Source organism: Paraburkholderia sp. 40 (assembly GCF_050434105.1).
Classification (GTDB): domain Bacteria; phylum Pseudomonadota; class Gammaproteobacteria; order Burkholderiales; family Burkholderiaceae; genus Paraburkholderia; species Paraburkholderia tuberum.
The window spans coordinates 3,608,534-3,633,790 of the sequence record NZ_JBNPVY010000004.1 but is presented as its reverse complement, the minus strand read 5'-3'; the positions used below and the strand labels follow the sequence as shown (position 1 = coordinate 3,633,790).

19 protein-coding genes and 2 pseudogenes are annotated in these 25,257 nt (G+C 65.2%); 10 read left to right on the top strand and 11 right to left on the bottom strand.

What is annotated here, in order from left to right:
• Nucleotides 1-155 precede the first annotated feature (155 nt).
• From OKW28_RS38760 to purU, 5 genes are all read left to right on the top strand, one after another.
• Nucleotides 156-2,153, top strand: coding sequence for a cation:proton antiporter (locus OKW28_RS38760; RefSeq protein ID WP_429454599.1), 1,998 nt, complete (start codon nt 156-158; stop codon nt 2,151-2,153).
• A gap of 81 nt (nt 2,154-2,234) precedes the next feature.
• Nucleotides 2,235-2,801 (top strand): adenine phosphoribosyltransferase, encoded by a 567-nt coding sequence (locus OKW28_RS38755; protein ID WP_184062472.1) that lies wholly within the window; start codon nt 2,235-2,237, stop codon nt 2,799-2,801.
• 172 nt (nt 2,802-2,973) lie between these two features.
• On the top strand, nt 2,974-3,588 hold the full coding sequence (locus OKW28_RS38750) for a LysE family translocator (RefSeq protein ID WP_429454597.1): 615 nt from the start codon (nt 2,974-2,976) through the stop codon (nt 3,586-3,588).
• A gap of 73 nt (nt 3,589-3,661) precedes the next feature.
• Entirely contained in the window at nt 3,662-4,540 is an 879-nt protein-coding gene (locus OKW28_RS38745; RefSeq protein ID WP_429453292.1) for an NUDIX hydrolase, read from the top strand.
• An 84-nt stretch (nt 4,541-4,624) separates the two neighbouring features.
• On the top strand, nt 4,625-5,494 hold the full coding sequence (gene purU, locus OKW28_RS38740; RefSeq protein ID WP_429453290.1) for a formyltetrahydrofolate deformylase: 870 nt from the start codon (nt 4,625-4,627) through the stop codon (nt 5,492-5,494).
• Between the two features lie 58 nt (nt 5,495-5,552).
• Here purU and OKW28_RS38735 read toward each other — a convergent pair.
• From OKW28_RS38735 to uvrA, 3 genes and pseudogenes are all read right to left on the bottom strand, one after another.
• Nucleotides 5,553-6,778: pseudogene (locus OKW28_RS38735) on the bottom strand (PepSY-associated TM helix domain-containing protein).
• Nucleotides 6,779-7,061: 283 nt separating this feature from the next.
• Nucleotides 7,062-8,147 (bottom strand): AI-2E family transporter, encoded by a 1,086-nt coding sequence (locus OKW28_RS38730; protein ID WP_429453288.1) that lies wholly within the window; start codon nt 8,145-8,147, stop codon nt 7,062-7,064.
• A 34-nt stretch (nt 8,148-8,181) separates the two neighbouring features.
• Nucleotides 8,182-11,055 (bottom strand): excinuclease ABC subunit UvrA, encoded by a 2,874-nt coding sequence (uvrA, locus tag OKW28_RS38725; RefSeq protein WP_429453286.1) that lies wholly within the window; start codon nt 11,053-11,055, stop codon nt 8,182-8,184.
• Nucleotides 11,056-11,357: 302 nt separating this feature from the next.
• Between uvrA and OKW28_RS38720 the strand changes: the two genes are divergently transcribed.
• Together OKW28_RS38720 and OKW28_RS38715 are read left to right on the top strand one after the other, a co-directional pair.
• On the top strand, nt 11,358-12,545 hold the full coding sequence (locus OKW28_RS38720) for an MFS transporter (RefSeq protein ID WP_429453284.1): 1,188 nt from the start codon (nt 11,358-11,360) through the stop codon (nt 12,543-12,545).
• Between the two features lie 146 nt (nt 12,546-12,691).
• On the top strand, nt 12,692-13,222 hold the full coding sequence (locus OKW28_RS38715; protein WP_090802962.1) for a single-stranded DNA-binding protein: 531 nt from the start codon (nt 12,692-12,694) through the stop codon (nt 13,220-13,222).
• Between the two features lie 149 nt (nt 13,223-13,371).
• On the opposite strand, the pseudogene OKW28_RS38710 reads toward OKW28_RS38715, so the two are convergent.
• Nucleotides 13,372-14,171: pseudogene (locus OKW28_RS38710) on the bottom strand (hypothetical protein).
• Between the two features lie 261 nt (nt 14,172-14,432).
• On the opposite strand from OKW28_RS38710, the gene OKW28_RS38705 reads away from it, so the two are divergent.
• Entirely contained in the window at nt 14,433-16,079 is a 1,647-nt protein-coding gene (locus OKW28_RS38705; RefSeq protein WP_429453282.1) for a methyl-accepting chemotaxis protein, read from the top strand.
• Between the two features lie 45 nt (nt 16,080-16,124).
• On the opposite strand, the gene OKW28_RS38700 is transcribed toward OKW28_RS38705, so the two are convergent.
• From OKW28_RS38700 to OKW28_RS38670, 7 genes are all read right to left on the bottom strand, one after another.
• A complete protein-coding gene (locus tag OKW28_RS38700) occupies nt 16,125-16,931 on the bottom strand; it encodes a c-type cytochrome (RefSeq protein ID WP_429453280.1) in 807 nt (268 codons plus the stop codon).
• Nucleotides 16,928-18,553: a b(o/a)3-type cytochrome-c oxidase subunit 1 gene (locus tag OKW28_RS38695; RefSeq protein WP_429453278.1), complete on the bottom strand. Its 1,626-nt coding sequence runs from the start codon at nt 18,551-18,553 to the stop codon at nt 16,928-16,930. Before OKW28_RS38695 ends, OKW28_RS38700 begins: the two co-directional genes overlap by 4 nt.
• Nucleotides 18,540-19,112, bottom strand: coding sequence for a cytochrome C oxidase subunit II (locus tag OKW28_RS38690; protein WP_429453276.1), 573 nt, complete (start codon nt 19,110-19,112; stop codon nt 18,540-18,542). Before OKW28_RS38690 ends, OKW28_RS38695 begins: the two co-directional genes overlap by 14 nt.
• 2 nt (nt 19,113-19,114) lie before the next feature.
• Nucleotides 19,115-19,291: a hypothetical protein gene (locus OKW28_RS38685; RefSeq protein WP_429453274.1), complete on the bottom strand. Its 177-nt coding sequence runs from the start codon at nt 19,289-19,291 to the stop codon at nt 19,115-19,117.
• A 51-nt stretch (nt 19,292-19,342) separates the two neighbouring features.
• A complete protein-coding gene (locus OKW28_RS38680; RefSeq protein WP_429453272.1) occupies nt 19,343-20,692 on the bottom strand; it encodes a c-type cytochrome in 1,350 nt (449 codons plus the stop codon).
• On the bottom strand, nt 20,689-21,414 hold the full coding sequence (locus OKW28_RS38675; protein WP_429453270.1) for a c-type cytochrome: 726 nt from the start codon (nt 21,412-21,414) through the stop codon (nt 20,689-20,691). The genes OKW28_RS38680 and OKW28_RS38675 overlap by 4 nt, the downstream gene beginning before the upstream one ends.
• Nucleotides 21,415-21,914: 500 nt before the next feature.
• The gene (locus OKW28_RS38670; protein WP_429453269.1) at nt 21,915-22,802 is read right to left on the bottom strand and encodes a LysR family transcriptional regulator; all 888 of its coding nucleotides are present in this window, start codon (nt 22,800-22,802) and stop codon (nt 21,915-21,917) included.
• A gap of 95 nt (nt 22,803-22,897) precedes the next feature.
• On the opposite strand from OKW28_RS38670, the gene OKW28_RS38665 reads away from it, so the two are divergent.
• Both OKW28_RS38665 and OKW28_RS38660 read left to right on the top strand, forming a co-directional pair.
• On the top strand, nt 22,898-24,262 hold the full coding sequence (locus OKW28_RS38665; RefSeq protein ID WP_429453268.1) for an MFS transporter: 1,365 nt from the start codon (nt 22,898-22,900) through the stop codon (nt 24,260-24,262).
• Between the two features lie 266 nt (nt 24,263-24,528).
• Nucleotides 24,529-25,197: a response regulator gene (locus tag OKW28_RS38660; protein ID WP_429453266.1), complete on the top strand. Its 669-nt coding sequence runs from the start codon at nt 24,529-24,531 to the stop codon at nt 25,195-25,197.
• Nucleotides 25,198-25,257 lie beyond the last annotated feature (60 nt).

Sequence of the window (25,257 nt, the reverse complement as noted above, 5' to 3'; positions counted from 1 at the left end):
AGCCGCTGTCTGCATCGGCCTGTCGACAATCCCTTTTTCAGCTGCTTTGCCGCCTTTTTGCAGCTTTTTTGCCGGCCCAATCAATCATGTCGCACGGCGTTCTCGTGCGCGGTTCCGCTGACGAACGAGGACGCTTGACCCATGCGTTTTTGCCGATGATTTCCCCGCTCGAAATGACGCTGTTTCTGCTGCTGGCATCGGTGGCGGGCGTGGTGATCTTTCGCTTCCTGAATCTGCCGCCGATGCTCGGCTACCTGACGGTCGGCATCGTCGTCGGGCCGCATGCGTTCGGGCTGATTCCCGATTCGGCGGGGGCGCAGAATCTCGCGGAATTCGGTGTCGTGTTCCTGATGTTCTCGATCGGGCTCGAGTTTTCGTTAGCCAAGCTGCGCACGATGCGCCGGCTCGTGTTCGGACTCGGCTTGCTGCAGGTGATCGGCACGGTCGCGGTGGCGGTGTCGCTCGGCTTCGTGCTCGAGCGTTGGGTGCATATCACGTGGCAGGCGAGCGTCGCGCTGGGCGGCGCGCTGGCGATGTCGTCGACGGCAATCGTCAGCAAGATGCTCGCGGAGCGGCTCGAAATCGAAACCGAGCACGGCCGCAATATCTTCGGCGTGCTGCTGTTTCAGGATCTCGCGGTGGTGCCGCTGTTGATCATCATTTCGGCGCTCGGCGGCCGCTCCGAGAATCTGGTCAGCGCGCTCGGCGTCGCGGCGATCAAGATCGTCGTGGCCCTCGCGCTGCTGCTGATCGTCGGGCAGCGCTTCATGACGCGCTGGTTCAACGTGGTCGCGCGGCGGCGCTCGCAGGAGCTGTTCGTCCTCAATCTGCTGCTGGTGACGCTCGGCGCCGCGTTCATCACCGACAAATTCGGACTGTCGCTCGCGCTCGGCGCGTTCATCGCCGGCATGCTGATCGCCGAGACGCCGTACCGGCATCAGGTCGAAGAGGACATCAAGCCGTTTCGCGACGTGCTGCTCGGGCTCTTCTTCGTGACCACCGGCATGCTGCTCAATCCGCGCGTGATCTGGGAGCATCCGCTCGTCGTGCTGGCCTTTTTCCTCGGCCCCGTGCTGCTGAAAGCAGTCATGATCACCGGCCTTGCGCGGCTCTTCGGCGCGACGCCGGGCGTCGCGATGCGCACCGGTATCGGTCTCGCGCAGGCGGGCGAATTCGGCTTCGTGCTGCTGAACCTGATTCTCGACCGGCATCTCGTCGACGCGACGCTATTGCAGGCGATTCTCGCCGCGATGCTGCTGTCGATGCTCGCCGCGCCGTTCATGATCCAGAACGCGGACCGCGTCGTGCTGCGGCTGTCGTCGACCGAATGGATGATGCAGTCGTTGCAGATGACGCGCATCGCCACGCAAAGCCTGAAGCAGAGCGGCCACGTAATCATCTGCGGCTACGGCCGCGCCGGGCAGAACCTCGCACGAATGCTCGAGCATGAAGGGCTCTCGTATGTCGCGCTCGATCTCGATCCCGACCGTGTCGCGGCGGCCGCGGCAGCCGGCGAATCGGTCGTGTTCGGCGACGCGGGGCGGCGCGAGTCGCTGCTGGCCGCCGGCCTGCATCGCGCAGCCGCGATCGCGATCACCTACGCGAACACGCCGTCGGCACTGCGCGTGCTGCACAACATTCACGAGATGGAGCCGACGCTGCCGGTCATCGTGCGCACCGTCGACGATGCCGATCTGGAGAAACTGCTCGCCGCCGGCGCGACGGAGGTGATTCCGGAGATCGTCGAGGGCAGCCTGATGCTCGCGTCGCATACGCTCGTCGTGATGGGTGTGCCGATGCGGCGCGTGGTGCGGCGCGTCGAGGAGATGCGCGACGAACGTTATTCGCTGTTGCGCGGCTATTTCCACGGCGCCGACGACATCGACGACGACGACGGCCACGAGCAGGTGCGGCTACAATCGGTGCCGGTCGACGAGAGCGCCGACGCGGTGGGCCGTACGCTCGCCGAGGTGGGCCTGTACGAACTCGGTGTCGAAGTGACCGCGATCCGCCGGCACGGCATCCGCGGCGTCGAACCGGACCCGTCGACGAAACTGCGCGCGAGCGACATCGTGGTGCTGCGCGGTCTGCCCGAACAACTGGCGCAAGCCGAGGAGCGGCTGTCGAAGCATCGCCGCGCCGCTGCGGCCTGAACCCGTGAGCCTGGCCCGTTCTGGCGGGCGACCCTGATTCAAGCTTTTCACCGGACCTGTCGAGGTCCATCCGGAGACATCATGTCCAAGGCGCTCGCGAGCGCGCCGCTCGATGCGGCCGACTACATCAGAAGTCACATTCGCACGGTGCCCGACTGGCCGCAGCCGGGCGTGCAGTTCCGCGACATCACGCCGCTGCTGCGCGAACCGAAGTCGCTGCGTGTGCTGATCGACCTGTTCGTGCAGCGCTATATCGACGCGAAGCTCGACTACATTGCCGGGCTCGATGCGCGCGGCTTCATCATCGGGCCGATCGTCGCCCATGAGTTGAGCGTTGGCTTCATCCCGATTCGCAAGGCGGGCAAGCTGCCGTACAAGCGGATCTCGCAATCGTATGAACTGGAATACGGTACCGCGACCGTCGAGATTCACGAGGATGCGTGCGAGCCGGGCGACCGCGTCGTGATCATCGACGATCTGATCGCGACCGGCGGCACGATGATGGCCGGCAAACTGCTGCTCGAGCGGCTCGGCGCGGTCGTCGTGGAAGGTGCGGCGATCGTCGATCTGCCGGAGCTGGGCGGCTCGAAGCTGCTGGGCGAGGGCGGTCTTGCGCTCTATACCGTGACGAGTTTCGACGGTCATTGAACCGGGAGGTAGTCACGGCGCGTGCCGTGACGCGCGGTAGCGTTTCCCGCCGTACCAGCGGCTAAAGTCGCACGAGCCGCACAAGCCCTGTTGGCCGAGCAAAACCAACCGGGCTCAACGATATGGCTCACCCATCATGGTTCACCAGTCGCCCAACCAGAAGGCCACCACGATGCCCAACTTCCTGCTGTTTCTTGCCACCTCGATCGCGATCACCGTGGCGCCCGGCCCGGACAATCTGCAGGTGCTCGCGCGCGGCATCTCGCAGGGCCGCGCAGCCGGCCTGGTCGCCGCGCTCGGCTTTGCCGCCGGCATCACGTTTCATACGACACTCGCGGCGCTCGGCGTCGCCGCGCTGCTGCGCTCGTCGCCGCTCGCGTTCGAAGCGATCAAGCTCGCCGGCGCCGCGTATCTGGTGTGGATCGGCATCAAGGCGCTGCGCAGCCAGGGCCTCGCGACCGCGCACGAGCGTGCGCCGCAGCCGCTTTCGACGGTGTTTCGCCAGAGCGTGCTCGGCAATCTGATGAATCCGAAGGTCACGCTGTTCTTCGTCGTGTTTCTGCCGCAGTTCGTGCAGCCGGACGGCGCGCAGAGCGTCACCGTGCAAATGCTGGAGCTCGGCGCGCTGTTCATGCTGCAGACCGTCGTGGTGTTTTCGCTATTCGGCGTGTGCGCGGGGATCATCGGCGGCTGGCTCAGTCGGCGGCCGCGCGTGGGCCTGTGGCTCGATCGCGTGGCCGGCGCGACGTTCATCGCGATCGGGATTCGCGTCGCCTTGCGCGACTGACAGTCGTCACGCAATCCGCCCGCTTCTGCTTTGCCCCGGTTCGCCACGACGGCGGACAGTTTGGAGTTTTCCGATGACTTTGCCCTGCATCACCGCCGCGCGCCGCTTCGACGCGAGCGCGCATCGGCCGTTTCTGATCTGCGCCGAACAGGTCGGGTGGATTCGCGAGCGCGACGTGCCGCTGCTCGCGCGCTGGCCCGACGTGTTCGAGATGGCGAACGAAGGCGTGACGCTCTCCGCCACGTTCGATACCGTCGATCTGCGCAGCGCGGCGCTCGCTTCTGTGATCGGCGCGCTCGCCGCCGATGGTCGCATCCCCGGCTGGCGCAACGAGACGTACGCGATCCGCAATGCGTTCGACGCGCCGCCGCTCGCGTATATCGAGCGCGCGGCGTCGCGCTTCTTCGGCACGATGACCTACGCGGTGCATCTGAACGGCGTCGTAGAATATGCGGATGGCGGAGCGCACTTTGGCGGAGCGCCGCGTGGCGCACCGCAATTGTGGATCGCGCGCCGCAGCGATACCAAGGCGACCGACCCCGGCATGCTCGACAACGTCGTCGCAGGCGGGATCGGCTGGGGCTTCGGCATCGCCGAGACGATCGTCAAGGAATGCTGGGAAGAAGCGGGCATTCCGCCGCAGATCGCGGCGAGTGCGGTCGCCGGCCGCACCGCGCACGTGCTGCAATCGCTGCCGGAAGGCACGCAGGCCGAGCAGATTTTCATCTACGACCTCGCGCTGCCCGCCGACTTCGCGCCGCGCAACCAGGACGGCGAAGTGGGCGAACACCGGCTCGCGCGAATCGACGAAGTCGCGCGCTGGATCGAGGAAGGCGCGTTGACCGTCGATGCCAGCCTCGCGACGCTCGATTGCCTGCTGCGCCGCCGCTGGATCGACGAGGACGCGTGCGAGGGCATCGACGCGCTGTTCGCGCCGCCGGCGCTGGCCTAGCTCAGGCTCATCAGTCGAGCTCAACCCGTGCAGCCAGTACCCACTGAAACAAACCACGCATTGAAGAAGGGAGTCACCGAGGTCATGTCGACCGATCACAGCTTTATCCTCAAACTGTCGTGCGCCGACCGGCCCGGCATCGTTCACGCCGTGTCAGGCTTTCTGTTCGAGCGGGGCAGCAATATTCTCGACTCCGCGCAGTTCGGCGACAGCCGCACCGGCGAGTTCTTCATGCGCGTGCATTTTCAGCAGGTGGGCGGCGATCCGGGGCTTGACGCGCTGCGCGCGTCGTTCGTGACACTCGCCGAGCAGTTCGGCATGAGCTGGGAATTGCACGACGCGAACGTGAAGCCGCGCGTCGTGATCATGGTGTCGAAGTTCGGCCACTGCCTGAACGATCTGCTGTTCCGCTACCGCACCGGTCAGTTGAACATCGACATCCCGGCGATCATCTCGAACCACAAGGAGTTCTACCAGCTCGCCGCGAGTTACGACATCCCGTTCCATCACTTCCCGCTGCTCGGCGGCACGCCCGAAGCGAAAACCGCGCAGGAAGCGCGCGTGCTCGAAGTGATCAACGAGCATCAGGCCGACCTCGTGGTGCTCGCGCGCTACATGCAGATCCTGTCGCCGAATCTGTGCGAGGCGCTCGCCGGCCGCGCGATCAACATCCACCACTCGTTCCTGCCGAGCTTCAAGGGCGCGAAGCCGTACTACCAGGCGTTCGACCGCGGCGTGAAGCTGATCGGCGCAACCGCCCACTATGTGACGACCGATCTCGACGAAGGTCCGATCATCGAGCAGGAAGTCGAGCGCGTGGACCACAGCATGACGCCGGAACAACTGACGGCGATCGGCCGCGACGTCGAGTGCGTGACGCTCGCGCGCGCGGTGAAGTGGCACGTGGAGCATCGCGTCGTGCTGAACGGCAGCAAGACGGTGGTGTTCCGCTAGGAGCCGCGCCAGTAACGCTGCGACGGTCGAGGTCGGCGCGGTCCTTTACCTGCTCGTGTTACGAACGCGCTGCCGCGCCGCCCGTGCTTCTCGCGAGATTCGCGTTTTGCGCGGAATGACGGCGCGCGTTCAGCTTCTTCAGCCAGATCAGCAGGCCCGTGACGCTCAGCATGGCCACCGCCACCCCCACCGCGCTGATCAGGATCCGCCCCCCGAGACCGAGGATGCGCCCCGAGTGCAGCGGAAACTGCACCTGCAGGAAGATGTCGCCGGCTGTGCCTTGGCCGGGAATCCGCGCTGCGAGCCGCTTGCCGGTGGCGGCGTCCCAATACATCCACGGGTTGCCGAGGCCGGTGTCGCCGTGGTCGTTGCCGGGCGCGTAGAAGCCGACGCCGTACGCGTGCATGAATTCGGCATAGTAGAGCCCGCCCGGCGGCGCGGCGACATGCATTTCCTTGCCGGCTTGCCCGGCGAGTTCGACGATGCGCTCGCGGCTCAGCACCTGATCGCCGGGTTGCGGCGCGCGCAGGATTTCTGGGTCGCCGAACGGATCGGGTGTCAGCGTCGACAGTCGTGACACGATCGGCCGCACCACCTGGGACGACAGATTCATCGAAATCGACGTCAGCGCGACGATCGCCAGCAGGCTCCAGATCCATACGCCGCCGGAGCGGTGCAGATCGAACGTCAACGCATAGCCGCCGCGTTTCAGGCGGAACGTGAACGACTTGCGCCAGGCCTTCGGCTCGGAAACGACAGGCACAGCGCAATCACGCTGTCAAAGAGCCACACGATGCCGACGATCCCCATCAGCCAGGTGCCAAGGTCGACACCGCCGGTAAACGGCAACTGCAGCGTGTAGTGCAGCTTGTAGATGAACGGAATCAGGTTGAGTCGCGCGAGCGACACGGCGCCCCACTCGCGGCGTCCCTGGATCTCGCCGGTGACGGGATCGACGGCGATCTGATTGAAATCGAGCGGATAGGGCTGCTTCGTCGCCGGATCGGTGCGCGGCAGCACCATCATCTGCAGCGTGTGGCCCGGTTCGACCGCGAGCGGCAGATAGGTCACCCGAAGACGCGGATCGGCGGCTTCGACGCGATTCGCCAGTTCGAGGCCGGACAGCGTCGGCCCGACCGTGCGAGCCTGGTAAAACGACGGGTTCAGCGCGGCATCGAGCTCGTGGTCCCACGCGATGATCGCGCCCGTAAGGCCCGCGACGAACAGAAACAGTGCGGTCGCGACGCCGAACCAACGGTGCAGGCGGACAAGCTGGCGTCTCATGCGCGAGCCGGCAACGCACAACAGGGACCCAGACGGAGACGCGGGTGGGCGATCAGGTGAAACGTCACGATGCGGACGGTGTGTAAATAGGAATTGTTCGCATCTTGGGGGTTGACGCGGTCGGCTGCAAGTTTTCTGTCAGCAAGAGGCGACGCTGCAGGGTCGCGGAAGCAAAAAAAAGCGGCACCGAAGTGCCGCTTGTGCTTTCGTCGCCTGCATGGACTGCCGCGTGTGCTGCGGAGCGCTAGTGAGTGCTGACTTTTGCTACTCGATTCGGCCCAACTCACACCAACCGCAAATAAATGAGCTCCCGCTTGATGTACGCATAAAAAATCGGCGCCGCGATGACCCCGGCGAGACCGAACGCCGCTTCCATCACCAGCATCGCGATCAGCAGCTCCCACGCGCGCGCCTCGATCTGCCCGCCGACGATCCGCGCGTTCAGGAAGTACTCGAGCTTGTGAATCAGGATCAGGAACACAAGTGACATGATCGCCGCCGGAAAACTCACCGACAACGCGACCGCGACGATGATCGTGTTCGAGATCAGATTGCCGATCACCGGCAGCAGACCCACGATGAACGTGACGAGCACGAGCGTCTTCGACAGCGGCAGCCGGTCATGGAAAACCGGCAGGATCACGAGCAGGAAGATCGCGGTGAACACCGTGTTCAGCGCGGAGATCTTCACCTGCGCGAACACGATGCGGCGAAACGCGTCGGCAAAACGCGTGACGCGCGTGACGAACGCGGTGGACAGCGGCAGCCGCTGGATATGCTTTTGCGCGCCGACCGCGATGATCGCGCCGATGATCATGCCGAGCAGCACGTGCGTGAACGCGCGCGCCACGGTCGTGCCGCTTTGCTGCAGCATGTTCGCGTGCGTGTGCATCAGTTCGGCGGCCTTCGTCTTCATCTGCTCGGTGTCGACCGGCAGATAGTTCGCGACGAATTGGGGAATCCTGCCGCGCGCCTGGTCGATCAGTTGCATGGCCTGATCGAGCAGAGCCTGCACGCTCGGCACGTCGTTCTCGAAATGCGAGATGATGCCGAGCGTGAGTCCCGTCAGCGCGCCGACGATCAGCGTCGACAGAATCACCACCGCGAGCCAGCGCGCCCGCTTGCTCGACATGTGACGCTCGATGCGCGGCGCGATCATATGCACGAGCTGAAACACCAGCAGCCCGGCGAGCAGCGCGCCGAGCAGCTTCAGTTCGATCACCGCCCACATGCCGAACAGCATCACCACGTAGCTGCCGATCTCGACCGCCGACAGCTTCGGCAGACTCATGTCGCTGGTCAGCCTGACCGGGCGCGGGCGCAGGTCCTGCACCCGATCTTCTTCGCGCGCCTGATTACGCTTGGTCATGGCTTATCCCGTCTCCAACCTCGGTAGTGCAGCGTTACTTTGTGGTGGCGGCGCGCTTGAGCAGCGGCGCCAGATATTTGCCGGTAAAACTGGCCTTCGACTTCGCGACCTGCTCGGGCGTGCCCTGGGCGATGATCTGCCCGCCGCCGGCGCCGCCTTCGGGGCCGAGATCGATGACCCAGTCCGCAGTTTTGATTACATCGAGATTATGTTCGATGATCACGACGGTATTACCCTGGTCACGCAACCGGTGTATGACTTCCAGCAACTGCGCGATATCGTGAAAGTGCAGGCCGGTAGTCGGTTCGTCAAGGATGTATAGCGTGCGACCGGTATCACGCTTGCTCAGTTCCAGCGACAGTTTCACACGCTGCGCCTCGCCGCCCGACAGCGTGGTGGCCGACTGACCCAGGCGAATATAGCCGAGACCCACGTCCAGCAGGGTTTTCAGCTTGCGCGCGACGACCGGCACGGCCTTGAAGAACTCGTACGCGTGTTCGACCGTCATGTCGAGCACTTCGCTGATGTTGCTGCCTTTGTACTGGATATCGAGCGTTTCGCGGTTGTAGCGCTTGCCGTGGCACACGTCGCACGGCACGTACACGTCGGGCAGGAAGTGCATTTCGACCTTCAGCACGCCGTCGCCCTGGCACGATTCGCAGCGCCCGCCCTTCACGTTGAACGAGAAGCGCCCCGGATCGTAGCCGCGCTCCTTGGCGGCCGGCACGCCCGCGAACAGCTCGCGGATCGGCGTGAACAGGCCCGTGTAGGTGGCCGGATTCGAGCGCGGCGTGCGGCCGATCGGCGACTGATCGACGTTGATCACCTTGTCGAAGTGCTCGAGGCCCTCGATCGACTCGTACGGCGCAGGCTCCGTGGCCGAGCCGTACAGATGATGCGCGACCGCGTGATACAGCGTGTCGTTGATCAGCGTCGACTTGCCCGAGCCGGACACGCCGGTCACGCAGGTCAAAAGACCCACCGGCAGATCGAGCGTGACGTTGTGCAGATTGTTGCCGTACGCCTCGACGATGCGCAGGCGCCGCTCGTCGGGATCCTTGCGCTCGTCGGGGTATTCGATCGTGCGCGCGCCGGACATGTATTGGCCCGTCAGCGACGCCGCGTTCTTCTGCACCTCTTTCGGCGTGCCCTCGGCGATCACCATGCCGCCGTGCTCGCCGGCGCCCGGGCCCATGTCGACCACATAGTCGGCCATGCGGATCATGTCCTCGTCGTGCTCGACGACGATCACCGAGTTGCCGAGATCGCGCAGATGCTTGAGCGTCGAGATCAGCCGGTCGTTGTCGCGCTGATGCAGGCCGATCGACGGTTCGTCGAGCACGTACATCACGCCGGTCAGCCCCGAGCCGATCTGGGAAGCGAGGCGAATGCGCTGCGCTTCGCCGCCCGACAGCGTTTCGGCGCTGCGTTCGAGCGACAGGTAATCGAGTCCGACGTTGTTCAGGAACATCAGACGCGCGACGATTTCCTTGACGACCTTGTCGGCGATCTCGCGCTTCGAGCCTTCGAGGCGCAGGGTCTGGAAGTAGCCGAGCGCATCGCGCAACGGCCAGCCGCTGATCTCGAAGATGCCGCGCGCGTCGCTGTCCGCGCCGATGCGCACGAAGCGCGCCTCGCGACGCAGCCGCGTGCCCGCGCACGCCGGGCATGGCTGGTTATTCTGGTATTTGGCGAGTTCTTCGCGCACCGCGGACGAATCGGTTTCGCGGTAGCGCCGCTCCAGATTCGGGATGATCCCTTCGAACACGTGCTCGCGCACCGACGTGCGGCCGCGCTCGTTGATGTACGAGAACGGAATTTCCTGCTTGCCCGAACCGTACAGCAGGATCTTGCGGACTTTCTCCGGCAGGTCCTCGAGCGCGGTGTCGATGTCGAAGTCGTAGAACGCTGCGAGGCTCTGCAGCATCTGGAAGTAGAACTGGTTGCGCCGGTCCCAGCCCTTCACCGCGCCCGCCGCTAGCGATAGCGATGGATGCGCGACCACCCGCTTCGGATCGAAGAACGTAATCTGGCCGAGGCCGTCGCATTCGGGGCACGCGCCCATCGGATTGTTGAACGAGAACAGGCGCGGCTCGAGTTCCTGCAGCGAATAGGAGCAGATCGGGCAGGCGAACTTCGAGCTGAACAGGTGCTCCTTGTCCGTATCCATTTCGAGCGCGATCGCGCGGCCGTCGGCGAGACGCAGCGCCGTTTCGAACGATTCGGCAAGGCGCTGCTTCATGTCGGGGCGCACGCGCAGACGATCGATCACGACGTCGATCGTGTGCTTGTCGTTTTTCTTCAGCTTCGGCAGAGAGTCGACATCATAGATTTTCGCGGTGCCTTCGTTGGCGGTGCCGCCGCCCGAGCGCACGCGAAAGCGCACGAAGCCTTGCGCCTGCATGTCCTCGAACAGATCCGTGTGCTCGCCCTTGCGATCGCTGACGACGGGCGCGAGGATCATCACGCGCGTTTCCTCGGGCAGCGCGAGCGCCGCGTCGACCATCTGCGACACGCTTTGCGCTTCGAGCGGAATCTCGTGATCGGGGCAGTAGGGCGTGCCGACGCGCGCGAACAGCAGACGCAGATAATCGTGGATTTCGGTGACGGTGCCGACCGTCGAGCGCGGATTGTGCGAGGTCGCCTTCTGTTCGATCGAGATAGCCGGCGACAAGCCTTCGATCAGGTCGACGTCCGGCTTTTCCATCAGTTGCAGGAACTGCCGCGCATAGGCGGACAGACTTTCGACGTAGCGCCGCTGTCCTTCCGCATACAGCGTATCGAACGCCAGCGACGATTTGCCGGAGCCCGAAAGCCCCGTGATAACGACGAGCTTGTGACGCGGTAGGTCGAGATTGACGTTCTTCAGGTTGTGGGTGCGAGCCCCACGAATACGGATTTGTTCCACGGATTTATTCCATGAACTGCGGAAAGGGAAAGAGGCCAAACCTGCTACTATAACGACTTTTCCAGACCGCCGTTACGGTGTGCTGATAGCGGGAAAAAGGCGTAACTGGGGCCGTTTTCCGTGAGTACAAGATGCCGCGAGGGGCGAGCGGGGGCGATGGGGCACGGGCTTTGCGCGTCTCGTCGGCGCGGACCCGCCGATATGCCGGGGCTAGCCGCCTGCCTGTTCGTTCTGCTCCACTGTGCCGGCGGCCAAGGCTGTCCCCACGGGCTCGCCGCCCGGTTCATTCAAACAACGCTTCGATGTCCAATCCGTCCGCCATCTCCACACGCATGAGCGCGCCCGAATTGCGCGCGACCGTGTCGCTTGCCGCCATCTTCGCGCTGCGCATGCTGGGTCTCTTCATGATCATGCCGGTGTTCTCGATCTACGCGAAGACCATTCCCGGCGGCGAAAACGTGCTGCTCGTCGGCATCGCGCTCGGCGCGTACGGCGTCACGCAGTCGATGCTCTACATCTTCTATGGCTGGATCTCCGACAAGGTCGGCCGCAAGCCGGTGATCGCGACGGGCCTGCTGATCTTCGCGATCGGCAGCTTCGTCGCGGCGGCCGCGCACGACATGACGTGGATCATCGTCGGCCGGGTGATTCAGGGGATGGGTGCGGTGTCGTCGGCGGTGATCGCGTTCATCGCCGATCTGACCTCGGAGGAACATCGCACGAAGGCGATGGCGATGGTCGGCGGCAGCATCGGCGTGTCGTTCGCGGTCGCGATCGTCGGCGCGCCGATCGTGTTCCACTGGCTCGGCATGAGCGGGCTCTTCACGCTGGTCGGCGTGTTCTCGATTCTCGCGATCGGCGTCGTGATATGGGTCGTGCCCGATGCGCCGAAGCCGGTGCATGTGCGCGCGCCGTTCGCCGAAGTGCTGCACAACGTCGAGTTGCTGCGTTTGAATTTCGGCGTGCTCGTGCTGCACGCCACGCAAACCGCGCTGTTCCTCGTCGTGCCGCGCATTCTCGAAGCGGGCGGGCTGCCGGTCGCTTCACACTGGAAGGTGTATCTGCCGGTGATGGGGCTGTCGTTCGTGATGATGGTGCCGGCGATCATCGCCGCCGAGAAGCGCGGCAAGATGAAGTTCGTGCTGCTGTCGGCGATCGCTCTTATCCTGATCGGCCAGTTGTTATTGGGCGTTGCTCCGCATACGATTCTGAGTGTGGCGGCGATCCTGTTCGTGTACTTTCTCGGCTTCAATATTCTCGAGGCCTCGCAGCCTTCGCTGGTGTCGAAGCTCGCGCCCGGTACCCGCAAGGGAGCCGCGGCCGGCGTGTACAACACCACGCAGTCGATCGGTCTTGCGCTGGGCGGAATGATCGGCGGCTGGCTCCTGAAGGTTAACGGCCAGAGCGCGGTTTTCTTCGCCTGCTCCGGGCTGGTATTTTGCTGGCTTATAATCGCCGCAAAGATGAAACAGCCGCCGCGCAAGGCGTAACAGAGCGTGCTCGGGGCACCTCCCGAATCATCCAGAACTCACCCGGCGGCGGGCAGAGGCGCTCTTCTGGTCTCGGGCCTGCCGGCCGTGAGACGCGAACCGCGTAGTGCCGCGCCGCCTGCAACAGGAATCAACAGGAGAAATTCATGGCATCCGTGAACAAGGTCATTCTGGTCGGCAACCTCGGCGCCGATCCGGAAGTCCGCTATCTTCCGAGCGGCGACGCAGTGGCGAACATCCGCCTTGCGACGACGGACCGCTACAAGGACAAGGCGTCGGGCGAGATGAAGGAAGCGACCGAGTGGCACCGCGTCGCGTTCTTCGGCCGCCTAGCGGAAATCGTGGCGGAATATCTGAAGAAGGGCTCGTCGGTGTACCTCGAAGGGCGCATCCGCACGCGCAAGTGGCAGGCGCAGGACGGCACCGATCGCTATTCGACTGAGATCGTCGCGGAGCAGATGCAGATGCTCGGCGGCCGCGGCGGCGCGTCGATGGGTGGCGGCGATGAAGGCGGTTATAGCCGTGGCGAGCCGTCGGAGCGTAGCGGCGGCGGTGGTGGTCGCGCGATGTCGTCGGGCGGCGGTTCGCGTGGCGGTAGCGGCGGTGGCGGTGCGAGCCGTCCGAGCGCGCCGGCTGGCGGTGGCTTCGACGAGATGGACGACGATATTCCGTTCTGATCGTTGCGGCTCGATGCCGAGCCGACCAGCGTCCCGCTGATCGACACAAAAACAGAGGCCCGCTTTCTGCCAGGAAAGCGGGCTTTTCTGCCTTCTGTTTGCCGGCTTTTTTTACGTCACGCGCGCGGACGGGGCATTCCGTCAGAAACTCACCGACTCAAATGCTCCAACGTATCCGCAACGGCAGACTCGAAATCACGATCGGCCCGGTGAACGGCGTGTCGAGATCGACGATCACATAAACCGCCGAAGCAATCGACACCGCTCCCAGCGATATCGTCACCAGCGCCAACGCATTGCGCGGCGCGATCAACCCGAAGCTCAGAAAGATCACGCCTAGCCAGAACGTCAGCGTCCTGAAGAACGGCTGCGAAATCGAGCTGTGCGCTTCCTCGATGATTTTCCAGCGCGCATCGATGACGCGCCGGTACTGCGTCAACGCGTCATCGAGCGCACGTTGCTGCAATGCATCCTGCGTGCGCAGCTGTCGCAATTGCCGCCCCACCGTGGTCAGCATATCGCCCAGACGCACGTTTTCGAGTTGCTGCGGATTGTCCGGCGGCCCGAGATCGTGCGGATAGTCGCCGCTCGGCGCGGGCTCGCGCGGCCATGTCGAAGCGATCGCCGCCGCCGTGTACTGGCGCAACAGGCGCCGCGATTCGTCGGCCGCGCTGCCGAGCTCGCGCAGCGTCGAGTCGAATTCGATCAGTTCGGCCGCATAGCTGCGCATATCGTTCGACGCGGTGTCGAAGCTCGCTTTCGCCGATGCCGTCATCAATCCCAGCACCAGCGCGGCGAACGTCACCAGCATGCCGATCACGAGCTGCACGAGCTGTACGGTCTCGTGTGCCTTGTGCTCTTCCGGCAGCAGCGGCCGCACCCCGACGCCGAGGCCGGTGGCGATCAGCAGCAGCGCGAACACGAGTACGGCCGAACCGATTTCCGACATGGGCGCGCCCCGGGCAGGAAGGGGCTTCGACAGAAGGGCTTCAGCAGACGGGCTTCGAGACTCTATTGATGTAACGCAAGCCGGACGAGCGATCAACCATAAAGTTTTCGGCCGATACGCCGTTGTCCCGAATGTGCTGTTTGCTTAATTTTCAGACAAGTTGCGGACCGGGCCGAACGGCGTGGGCGCAGCCTGCGTGGCCGTGCAGCTATCGTCAACGATACGGAACCATCGGCCGGGCAGCCCAAGGAGACCAGTCCGATGTTGAAAAAGCTGTCGATTCGCACCAGCCTTACCCTGATGATCGTGTTCTTCGGCATCGTGCTGCTGCTCGGTGCGGCCGCGGGATTGTTGTCGCTGCGCTCGTCGAACGCGTCGCTGCAACAGATGTACACGGTCGACACGCCCGCCGTCGCCGACCTCGAAGGCAGCGCCGGCCAACTGCTGCGCCTGCGGCTCGCGCTCGCGACGTACGCGTCGCTCGTCGCGCTGAACGATCAGGACGGCGCGAGCGCCGTGCTCAAGCGCTTCGATCAGTACCGCAAAGCCTCTGACGAGCGGCTTGCCCACTATTTGAGCCATGCGGGCACGGATGCCGATGAGCAGCGTCTGATCGCCGACATGCAGCAGAAGCGCGACGCGTTCCTGCACGACGGCGTCGACCCGACGCTCGCCGCGCTGAAGTCGAGCGACACCAACGCCTTCCAGCAATCGCAGGCGCATAAACTGCCGTCGCTGTACAGCGCGTACGAGAAGGCCATGCTCGCGCTCGAGCAGTTGCAACTCGATCACGGCGCACAGCGCTACAAGGATGCGCAGGACCTGTTCTACGCGATCAGCACGGCGGTGGCGATCGGCATTGCGCTGTCGCTGGTCGGCGGCCTGCTCGCCCGCTTCGTGCTCGTGCGCGCGATCGTCACGCCGGTCGATGCGACGATCGCGCGGTTCCAGCGCATCGCCGATGGCGACCTGAGCGGCCGCATCGAGGTGCTCAGCGACAACGAAATGGGCCGTCTCGCGGCCGCGCTGCGCAAGATGCAGGAGTCGCTGATCGCGACCGTCAACGCGGTTCGTCAAGGTACCGATTCGATCGATACCGGCGTCAGCGAGATCGCGGCCGGCAACGCCGATCTGTCGCAACGCACCGAGGAGCAGGCGGCGGCGCTCGAGGAAACGGCCGCGAGCATCGAAGAGCTGACCACGACGGTCAAGCAGACGGCCGACAACGCGAAAGAGGCGAGCTCGCTCGCGCAGGGCGCCTCGACGCTGGCCGCGCGGGGCGGCGAGCTGACCGAGCAGGTGGTCGGCACGATGCACGGCATCGTCGACGATTCGCGGCGGATTGCCGATATCGTCGGCGTGATCGAGGGCATCGCGTTCCAGACCAACATCCTCGCGCTGAACGCCGCAGTCGAGGCGGCGCGAGCGGGCGAGCAGGGACGCGGCTTCGCGGTCGTCGCGAGCGAAGTGCGCTCGCTCGCGCAGCGCAGCGCGGCGGCGGCCAAGGAGATCAAGGGCTTGATCGACGCGTCGACCACCCGCGTGGAGCAGGGCTCGCAGCTCGTCGAGCGCTCGGGCACGACGATGAACGACATCGTCGGGGCGATCGCGCGCGTCAGTTCCATCATGAACGAGATCGCGGCGGCGGCGCTCGAACAGAGCACCGGCATCGATCAGGTCAATCGCGCGGTCGGTCAGATGGACGAGGTCACGCAGCAGAACGCGGCGCTCGTCGAGCAGGCGGCCGCGGCGGCGAGTTCGCTGGAAGATCAGGCGCGGCGCCTGTCGACGGCGGTGGCGGTGTTCCGGACCGGCAGCGAATCGCGCAGCCGTGCTCCGGCGCCCGGCGCGAAGCTGGCCGGTGTTGTCGGCGAGCGGAGACTGGACAGCGAGTTTGTCGCGGCGTAACGCGAGCCGTTGCGCTGCGTCAACCCGCGACCTCTCACCGTCCCACTACTGCATGGCCGCGTAATACTTCGCCACGGCATCGATTTCCTCGGGCGTCATCTGCCGCGCGACATTGCGCATCTGCTCGTTGATGTCGTTGCGCCGCGCGCCCGAAGCGAACGCCTGCAACTGCGCGGCCAGATAGGCCGCCGACTGTCCGCCGAGCCACGGCGCCGCGCCCTTGCGATCGAGTTGGCCATGACACGCCGCGCACGGTGCGATATTGCGTTGCGGGTCGCCCTGCATCACGAGCCTGGTTGCGGTCGCATCGGGTCCTTCGCCGGCTCGGGTCTTCTCGGCCGCCGCGGGGAGCGGGAGCGACGCGTAGTACACCGCCAGATCGTGCAGATCCTGGTCGCTGCGTCCCGCGATGATTGCCTGCATGACCGCGCTTTGCCGCTGGCCGCTCTGGAAGTCGCGCAATTCCTTGTAGGTCACGTCGGCGTACTGCCCGGCGAGCGCCGGCGCGGTGACCTGCACGGTGCCGAGTACGCCGTGGCACATCGAGCAGTGCTGCGTCGCGATCGTCGCGCCGCGGCCGATCGCGTCGGCTATCGCGTGATTCGTGCCCGAAGGCGGCAAGACGACGACGTCGCTCGGCACGTGGCTGGTCTCGTTGCCGCTGTACCAGCTCGACGGCACGCCGGCGGCGCCGCAAATTCTCGCCCACAGGCTGAGGTCGCCGAACGCGCTGCTCGCCGACGGCAGCCATACGAAGCCGATCAGGATCGCGACGATCGCAATCGCGAGCGTGCTGCCGACGCTCCACACGAACCACGGGTTGCGCAGGGTGAACAGGCGTTCTTCGTTCATCGCTGCGCTCCGATGACGACCGCCGGTACGGAGGTCTGCGGCAGTCTGAGCAACTGGACGATCGGCACGCTGTAGTTGACGACCGTGAGCCCGATCATCAGCGCGACCCACAGGCCGAAGCTATTGAGCGCGACGGGCACGCGCTCGACAGGGTGCGCGGCGCTCGCGAAGCGGAACGTCTGCGGCTCCACCACGGGGCCGAATTGCGACTTCGCGAGGATATAGACGAACAGCAGGCCGGACACCGTCAGGATCAGCCCGCCCACCGCGGACATGACGACCCACGCACCCTGACCCTGCACGCCCGCCATCGCGTAGTCGTAGAAGGCCATGCGGCGCGGTGCGCCGAGCAGGCCGACGTAATGCCACGGAATCGTGACCACCATCATGCCGATGAACCACAGCCACAATTGCGTGCGCACCAGTTTCGCCGACACGATCGCGCGGCCGGTCAGCTGCGGCCACAGCTCGTACGCGATCGCGAAGTACATGATGACGATCGCGCCGCCGAAAATCAGGTGGAAGTGGCCGGTCACCCACTGCGTGTTGTGCACGGTCGAGTTCAGCTGATAGCTCATGTTGATGAGGCCGCCCGCGCCGCCGAAGCCGAGCATCACGAACGAGAACGCGACGACCAGCATCATCGGATTGCGCCACGGCAGCGCGGTGAGCCAGCCGAGCGCGCCCTTGCCGCCGTGCAGCCGGCCGGCGATTTCCACCGACGCGCAGATCGTGAACACGGTCAGCAGCGTCGGCACCGACACCATGCCGGTGAACACCGCATGCACGAACTTGAAGCCTGCGCCGACCTGCGGATCGACGAACAGGTGATGGATGCCGATCGGCATCGCGAACACGAGAAACAGGATGAACGACACGCGCGCCATCGAATCGCTGTAGAGCCGTCCGCCGATCGCGCGCGGCACCAGGGTGTAGTACGCGATGTACGCCGGAATCAGCCAGAAGTAGACGATCGCGTGCAGCGTCCATGAGAACAGCACGCGCGCGAGGCCGGCGTCGATCGTATGGGCGAGACCGAGCGCGACGGGCAGGATCTGGAACAGGATTTCGAGCGCCGCGCCGACCGCGGTCCACGCCCACAGGTAGGCGCCCGCGACGTTCGCGAACATCGCGAGCGGCACCGGCTTGCCGGGGTTCGCGCGCTTCCAGATGCGCAGGTTCACGTGCATCAGCGCGACCCAGATCCACGAGCCGACCACCACGAGCACGACGCCGAGGTAGTAGAACGGACTGCCGATCATCGGCGGATAGAACGTGTAGAGCACCGACGCCTTGCCGAGCGCGACCGGCACCATCGCCATCACGGCGCCGACCAGCAGCGTGACGAGCGCGGCCCACGCCCATTTGAGACCGACGAGGCGCTGCGCGAGCGCGAGCTCGACGATCGCGTAGCCGAACCCCATCGAGACGAGCGTCGGCATTACGTAGGCCATCACGGTGCCGTGCGCGGTCACCGAACGATAGTACAGCTCAGGATCGGCGATCCACGGCAACAGGGGACTGCGCACCAGCATTTGCCACGCGCCGAGGCACAACGCGATCGCGAACATGATGAAGGCGAGCCAGAAATGCGCGAGTACGAGTCGCTTAGCGTGGAACACAGCTCAGTCTCCGTGATTGTCGGGCCTGGTCGAAGAAGGCGGCTTTGTCGATCACCTTCACGTTCGCCCACATGGTCTGATGGCCGAAGCCGCAGTATTCGTGGCACGGCATCGCGTGATCGGCGGGATGGTCGAACTGCGTGTTCAGCGTCGCGACGTAGCCGGGCACGACCATCGTGTTGATGTTGGTGTCGGTGACGAGCAGGCCGTGCACGACGTCGGCGCTGGTGGTGCGGATCGTGATCGGCGTATCGGCGGGCACGAGCAGACACTGCGGCGTGAACGAGTACTGCTGCGCGACGAAGCGCACGATTACCGAGCCGTCCGGCTGCACCGCGCTGCCGAGATTGTCCTCGGCGAATTCGCCGGACAGCTGCAGACGCGACGGATCGATCGTCTCGACGCGCGACGGCGGCATCATCGCCCAATGCACGCCCGAGAACACGATCACGGCGAGCATCAGCACGATCAGCGCGACCGCGAAGATGGCCCAGCGCCGCTCGGCGCGCAATGCGACCGCGTGGCCGCTACCGGGTTGATGAGAAGAGTCGGTCGACATGGTCAGTGGATGATGCCGCGCGGCAGAAACGCGAAAAAGTAGAAGGCGAACCAGATCGCCATCACGATGACCGTGGCGATGCCGGCCAGCGCGATCGCGCCGCGCGGACCGGCCGCGACGACGCGTTCGACTTCGCCGTCGGTCGGCGGGGCGGCGCTGGGCGGGTCGTTCGCTTTCATGTCGATGGTTCTCCTATGCGACGTTTTGGTACGGCCCTTCGGTGCGGCGCCTCAATGCAGCGGCGCCTTGCGCAACTCGTTGACCTCGTGGGCCGTGACCGGCAGGCCGTGATTGCCCCACGCCGTGCGGATGAAGGTGACGACGGCGGCCGCCTCGGTGTCGTTCAGCTCCTGGCCGAACGGCGGCATGCCGAACGGCTGCGGATTCTGTTTGGTGCCGGGCGGGAAGCCGCCGTTCAGCACGATGCGGATCGGATTGACGTTCGAGTCCATTTCGATCGACTGGTTGCCCGCGAGCGGCGGGTAATGCGGCACCTGCCCTTCGCCATTGTCGCCGTGGCAGATCGCGCATTTCTCAGCGTAAATCCGCTTGCCGAGCGCGAACACCGTCGGGTCCGGCGTTGCGCTCGGCCCGGTCTTGCGGCCGCCCTGGTCGGGCAGCGACTTCAGATAGACGGCCATCGCGCGGATGTCTTCGTCGCTCAGATGCTGGAGGCTGTGATAGGTGACTTCGGCCATCGGGCCGTAGACCGCGCCGCGATCGGAGATGCCCGTCTGCAGCAGATCGACGATGTCCTTGATGCTCCAGTCGCCAAGGCCGCCGTCCTTGTCGGAGGTCAGCGATGGCGCATACCAGTTCTGCAACGGAATCAGCCCGCCCGCGAACTGCTCGCGCGGCGACGAGCCGCCGAGCATATTGATGCGCGTGTGGCACATCGTGCAGTGCCCGAGCCCTTCGACCAGATACGCGCCGCGATTCCATTCGACCGATTTGGTCGGGTCGGGCTGGAACTCACCCTCGTGGAAATACAGCGTGCGCCAGCCGTACAGCAGATCGCGCTGATTGAACGGGAAGCGCAGCGTGTGCGGGCGATTCGGCTGACGCACCGGCTCGACCGTCTTCAGGAACGCGAAGATCGCGTTCGAGTCCTCGCGCGTGACCTTCGTGTACTGGGCGATCGGCATCGCCGGATAGATCGGCGCGCCGTCCGGCTTGCGGCCGGTGCGCATCATTTTGAAGAACGCTTCCTCGCTCCACGTGCCGATGCCGTACTGCGGGTCCGGCGTGATGTTCGGCGAGTACAGCGTGCCGAACGGCGTTTCCATCGCGAGGCCGCCGGCGAACAGCCGCCCGCGCGGCGCGGTGTGACACGCGATGCAGTCGCCCGCGCGAGCGAGGTATTCACCGCGTCTGACGATCTCCGGGCGGGTGTCGGCGCCGCCTCCAGTTGTGGCTGCCGTGGCGGTCGCTTCCGCGCCTTGAGGTGCGGCGGTCGCCGCATGCGCCGTCGTCGCGAGCGGTGCATGGAGCAGCGACGCGAGCGCGAGGCTGCCGATCGCAAGGACGCTAGCCATGCTTGCCGGGCGCAGCCAACCGGGCGGGCGAAGTGTCGGCTTCATTGCGGTTGGCTCCCGCAAGCGAGGGGCAGCCGCTCGGCGGATGCCGGTGCGGGCCGGGGATCGGCGGGACGCGGCTGGCGCGCGAGCCAGTTCGATACCGCGGCGATGTCGTTGTCGTTCAGCTTGAGCGCGATCGTCCGCATGCAGTCCGGTGCGAGCGCGTGGCGGGTGCCTGAGCGCCAGGTGCCCATCTGTCCGGCGATATAGCTCGCGTGCAAGCCGAGCAGGCCCGGAATGCCCGGCTGCGTGCCGGTCATGCGCGCGCCGTGACAGGCGATGCACGCCGGTATGCCGCGCGCCGCGTCGCCATGCATCACGAGCTTTTCGCCGGCGGCGAGCAGCTTCGGCGGCAGGGCAGCGTGGTCGGATTCGGGATAGGGCGGCTGCAAGGCCGCGAAATACTCGCTGATCTGACGCAGGTAGTCGTCGGGCAGGAACGCGAGCAGATAGCCCATCGGCGGATAGGTGCGGCCGCCGTCGCGAAATGCGATCAGCTGGTTGAACAGGTACTCGGCCGGTTTGCCGGCGATGCGCGGGAAGTAGTCGTTTTTGCGGCCTTGGCCCTGCTCGCCGTGACACGACGTGCAGGCGCGTATGCGCTGGTCCATCGACGGGGGCATCGCGCCGGCCGCGTCGGCGGCCGCGAACGCCGCGCCGCTCCATAGCGCGTGAAGCGCGCACAGCACGAACAGGACCGCAGCGCCGATAGTTTTGCGATACACACCGGGCCTCGTTGTGGAACGTTCTTATCGCTCGATTTATATACCCGGCGCGCGTGTGCGGATTGCCTTATGAATCCGGAAACGATGCATCTCGGGACTAGCTGCTTTTAATTGAGTTGCTATTAACCGCTATTCGGAACGGGCTTGTTCGGGACCGCGAAGTACGGAAGCGCAATGATGATGCAATTGTCCGGCCAAAACCTTGATCTGCGACAATGATTCGCGCTGGATGCGCCTGGGACGGCGGCTTTCTGGCTGCAAAGAGCGACGCGTGAGGCGCTGAAAACGCCCGGTAGCCAGCAGCAGCGTGCAACAATTTATCGGACGCGTCAATAGAGAATACAAAGGAAAACAGGCGTTCCAATAATCGTGGACCAGCATGGATGCAGGCCCCAGCGCGCCGGATTTTGCGGCGCCGCGGCTTATCGATCGCAATGCATCATGTAAATGTGATTAGCTGATGTCGATCGATAAATTTTGCTGTGAATTTGATTTGTGCGTCATGCGAAGAGCCGCACGAGCGCATCACGTGCATTGCTGACCAACTCGCTTTCGCCCGGACGCCGGGGCAGCAGATGAAACTCGATGGCGGGCAGCGGTGGCAAGCCGAAGTTCGCGGCACACGCCACCACGCCGCCGCCGAGCGACGACTCGTTCAGACAGGAAATCCCGAGCCCCGCCTTCAAGGCAAGCTGCAGGCCCGCGACGCCCGATGCCGAATGCGACACCACGTACGGTACCTTGTGTTCGTCGAGCAGCTTGACGACGAAGCGCTGCAACTGACACGTCGACGGCAGCAGCACCAGTTGATACGGCGCGGTGGGGCGGGTGGCGGCATCGGCGCAACTGGCCCATAGCAGCCTTTCGCGCCGCACGACGATGCTCGCGGCACCGGCACCGGCGCCGCGCGCACGCAGCTGGCCTGTGACTAGCCGCGCCGACAAACCGATGTCGAACGAGGCGTGATCGTCCGCGCCGCTGTCGATCACCGCGCTCGGCAGCACCGTCACGTGCAGCTTCAGCCGCGGATGCTGTTCCGAAAACGTCTTGAGGATGCGCGCGATGTCGTGCGGCCGGTAGTAATCGGTGATCGCGATGCGCAGCTCGCCGTCGAGCGAGCGGCCTTGCAGGTCGTCGAAGGCCGCTTCGCTCATCGCGATGATGCGGCGCGCATGCTCGAGCAGGCGCTCGCCCGCGGACGTCGGACTCACACCCTGCCGGCCGCGCACGAGGAGCGGCTGGCCGGCGCGCTCCTCGAGCTTCTTCAGCTGCTCGCTTACCGACGACTGCGACAGGAACACGCGCTGCGCGCCAGCCGACACCCCGCCCGATTCGGCGACGGCGACGAAGGTCCGCAACTGCGCAAGGTCGAAACCACGCTGGCTCATGATTCGGTTTTTCCGATGGTAGCGATCTAAATTTCTGGCTTTGCCGATGGAATGCCCAGCCGTAGCATACCCCCGAATGACACACGGAGGGTGTGATGGAAAACGGATCGATGACAGCGTCGGGCGGCACCGGCGAGCGCGGCGCGCGGCATCGCTGGAAGGTGCTGGGCGTTGGTTTTGCCGCGAATGCGAGCTTTTCGGCGGCATTTTCGGGGATTCCGACGACAGCGGTGTTCCTGCGCTCGGACTACCACTTGGGCAACCACGGGCTCGGCCTCGTGCTCGGCATGCTCGGCCTGGGCATTGCGATCAGCGAGTTGCCGTGGGGGCTGCTAACCGACCGCTGGGGCGATCGCCGGGTGCTGCTGCTCGGCTTGCTGTCGACCGCGGTCGCGCTCGCCGGTCTCGCGCTGTTCGTGTCGCCGGGCGGCGCGCATGTGCCCGGCATCGTCCCGCTCGCGCTCGGGCTGCTGTTGGTCGGACTGCTGGGCGGCAGCGTCAACGGATCGAGCGGCCGAGCGGTGATGGCGTGGTTTCGCGAAGGCGAGCGCGGCCTCGCGATGAGCATCCGCCAAACCGCCGTGCCGGCGGGTGGTGGACTCGGCGCATTGGTCCTGCCGGTGCTCACCTCGCACTTTGGTTTTGCGAGCGCCTATGCGGTGCTGGCGTTGGCGTGCGCGATCACCGCATGGTTCGCGTGGCGCTGGCTGCACGAGCCCGCACACGCGGACGATACGCCGGCGCCCAAAGGGGCGCGCGCGGCTGCGACGGCCCGTGCTGCGGCGGCCAACGGTCGGAGGATGGACTCCTCGAACGTCAGCGCACCGCCGCCGATGATCTCCCCATTGCGCGACATCGCGATCTGGCGCGTCGCGCTCGGCGCGGGCGCGCTGTGCATGCCGCAGATTGCCGTGATCACATTCGGCACGGTGTTCCTGCACGACTTCGGGCGTGCCGGCGTGTTCGCGATCAGCGCGACGATGGCCGCGGTGCAGACTGGCGCCGCGATCGCGCGGGTCTGGAGCGGCGCGTGGACCGACCGGCGCGGCAACCGCCGCGCGTATATGCGGGCATGCAGTCTGTTGACCGCCGTGCTCTTCGTGCTGCTCGCGCTCGCGACCGGGCTCATCGGCCCGCGTCGCGCCGGGGCGGTCGCGCCGTTCGCGCTGATGATCGTACTCGGCGGAGTTAGCGCGTCGGCGTGGCACGGCGTCGCGTTCACCGAACTCGCGACGCTCGCCGGTACTCGCCGCGCGGGCACCGCGCTCGCGATGGGCAACACCTGCGTGTTCCTCACGCTGTTCGTGACGCCGCTCGCGATTCCGGCGCTGCTGTCTATCGGAGCATGGCCGCTGGTGTGGACGGTGGCGAGCGCTTGCGCGTTGCTCGCATTGCCGGTGTTTCCGCGCGCCGCGTCGACGCGTGCGATGCGCGCGACGCGTGCTTGCGATGCGGCGTGAGACATGGGGCGAACAGCGCCCGCTTTGCGTTGCCGAATTGATTTTGATTCGATTCGAATCACGGTGCGCATATTGCTTGGTAGAACTATAAATTATCCCGATTATTGATTTGGATTAGGAACGCTCCGATTGTCGTGAATTTGCGAGGGTGATCAGATGGCTTTTCCGGCACGTCGCTTGAGTGTCGCGACGCAGGTCGATGCCTGCCGCCTGCACAGCCACTGCCGCGCGCATTTCGACCATCCTTATAACGAGCGAGACTAATCGTGACAAATCTTCGAATCATTCTGGCGGACGATCACCCGTTCGTCCTGCTTGGCCTGAAATCGACACTGGAGGCGCACGAAGGTCTGTCCGTCGTCGGTCAGGCGCAGATGCCCACTGCGTTGATCGCATTGCTGCAACACACACCGTGCGACGTGCTCGTCGTCGATCTTTCCATGCCGGAGCCCGCCGGCGAGATTGGCGACGGACTCGGCCTGATCCGGCGCATTCGTGGCGAGTGGCCGTCATTGCGCGTCGTCGTCGTGACCGGGCAGACGAATGCCGCGATGTTGCGTGTCGTCGTCGCCGATGCCGCGGTCAGTGTGATCGGCAAAGCCGATTCGCTCGAGGAACTGCCGCAAGCGGTCTGCGACAGTGCGCGCGGCGCGCGCTACCTGGGCCGCTCGGTAGTCGATACGCTCGCGCGTTTGCAGCCGGACAACGGTCGGTTCGTGTCGGCCCTGCTGCTGTCGAAGCGGCAGACCGACATCCTGCGCAGGCTCGTGAGCGGCGAGTCCATCGTGCAGATCGCGGCGGCGCTCGGCTGCCATCGCCGCACGGTGAGCCGGCACAAGCGCGAAGCGATGGCGCGGCTTGGCGTCAACGACGACCCCGCGCTTTTTTCCTGTGTGCGCGCCTGCGGCACGGTCCTCCTCGAATCGGAAGACTAAGCATCAGGCATACGGTTGTTCGTTCCATTTCAGAGCGCTCTGATGTTTGTCGCAATAGAA

Coding starts and splice junctions, on each gene's coding strand:
- OKW28_RS38750 (WP_429454597.1), top strand. CDS start 2,974: ATGCCCAACTTCCTGCTGTTTCTTGCCACCTCGATCGCGATCACCGTG.
- OKW28_RS38690 (WP_429453276.1), bottom strand. CDS start 19,112: ATGTCGACCGACTCTTCTCATCAACCCGGTAGCGGCCACGCGGTCGCA.
- OKW28_RS38720 (WP_429453284.1), top strand. CDS start 11,358: ATGTCCAATCCGTCCGCCATCTCCACACGCATGAGCGCGCCCGAATTG.
- OKW28_RS38670 (WP_429453269.1), bottom strand. CDS start 22,802: ATGAGCCAGCGTGGTTTCGACCTTGCGCAGTTGCGGACCTTCGTCGCC.
- OKW28_RS38665 (WP_429453268.1), top strand. CDS start 22,898: ATGGAAAACGGATCGATGACAGCGTCGGGCGGCACCGGCGAGCGCGGC.
- purU (WP_429453290.1), top strand. CDS start 4,625: ATGTCGACCGATCACAGCTTTATCCTCAAACTGTCGTGCGCCGACCGG.
- OKW28_RS38755 (WP_184062472.1), top strand. CDS start 2,235: ATGTCCAAGGCGCTCGCGAGCGCGCCGCTCGATGCGGCCGACTACATC.
- OKW28_RS38730 (WP_429453288.1), bottom strand. CDS start 8,147: ATGACCAAGCGTAATCAGGCGCGCGAAGAAGATCGGGTGCAGGACCTG.
- OKW28_RS38705 (WP_429453282.1), top strand. CDS start 14,433: ATGTTGAAAAAGCTGTCGATTCGCACCAGCCTTACCCTGATGATCGTG.
- OKW28_RS38760 (WP_429454599.1), top strand. CDS start 156: ATGATTTCCCCGCTCGAAATGACGCTGTTTCTGCTGCTGGCATCGGTG.
- OKW28_RS38680 (WP_429453272.1), bottom strand. CDS start 20,692: ATGAAGCCGACACTTCGCCCGCCCGGTTGGCTGCGCCCGGCAAGCATG.
- OKW28_RS38700 (WP_429453280.1), bottom strand. CDS start 16,931: ATGAACGAAGAACGCCTGTTCACCCTGCGCAACCCGTGGTTCGTGTGG.
- OKW28_RS38745 (WP_429453292.1), top strand. CDS start 3,662: ATGACTTTGCCCTGCATCACCGCCGCGCGCCGCTTCGACGCGAGCGCG.
- OKW28_RS38685 (WP_429453274.1), bottom strand. CDS start 19,291: ATGAAAGCGAACGACCCGCCCAGCGCCGCCCCGCCGACCGACGGCGAA.
- OKW28_RS38715 (WP_090802962.1), top strand. CDS start 12,692: ATGGCATCCGTGAACAAGGTCATTCTGGTCGGCAACCTCGGCGCCGAT.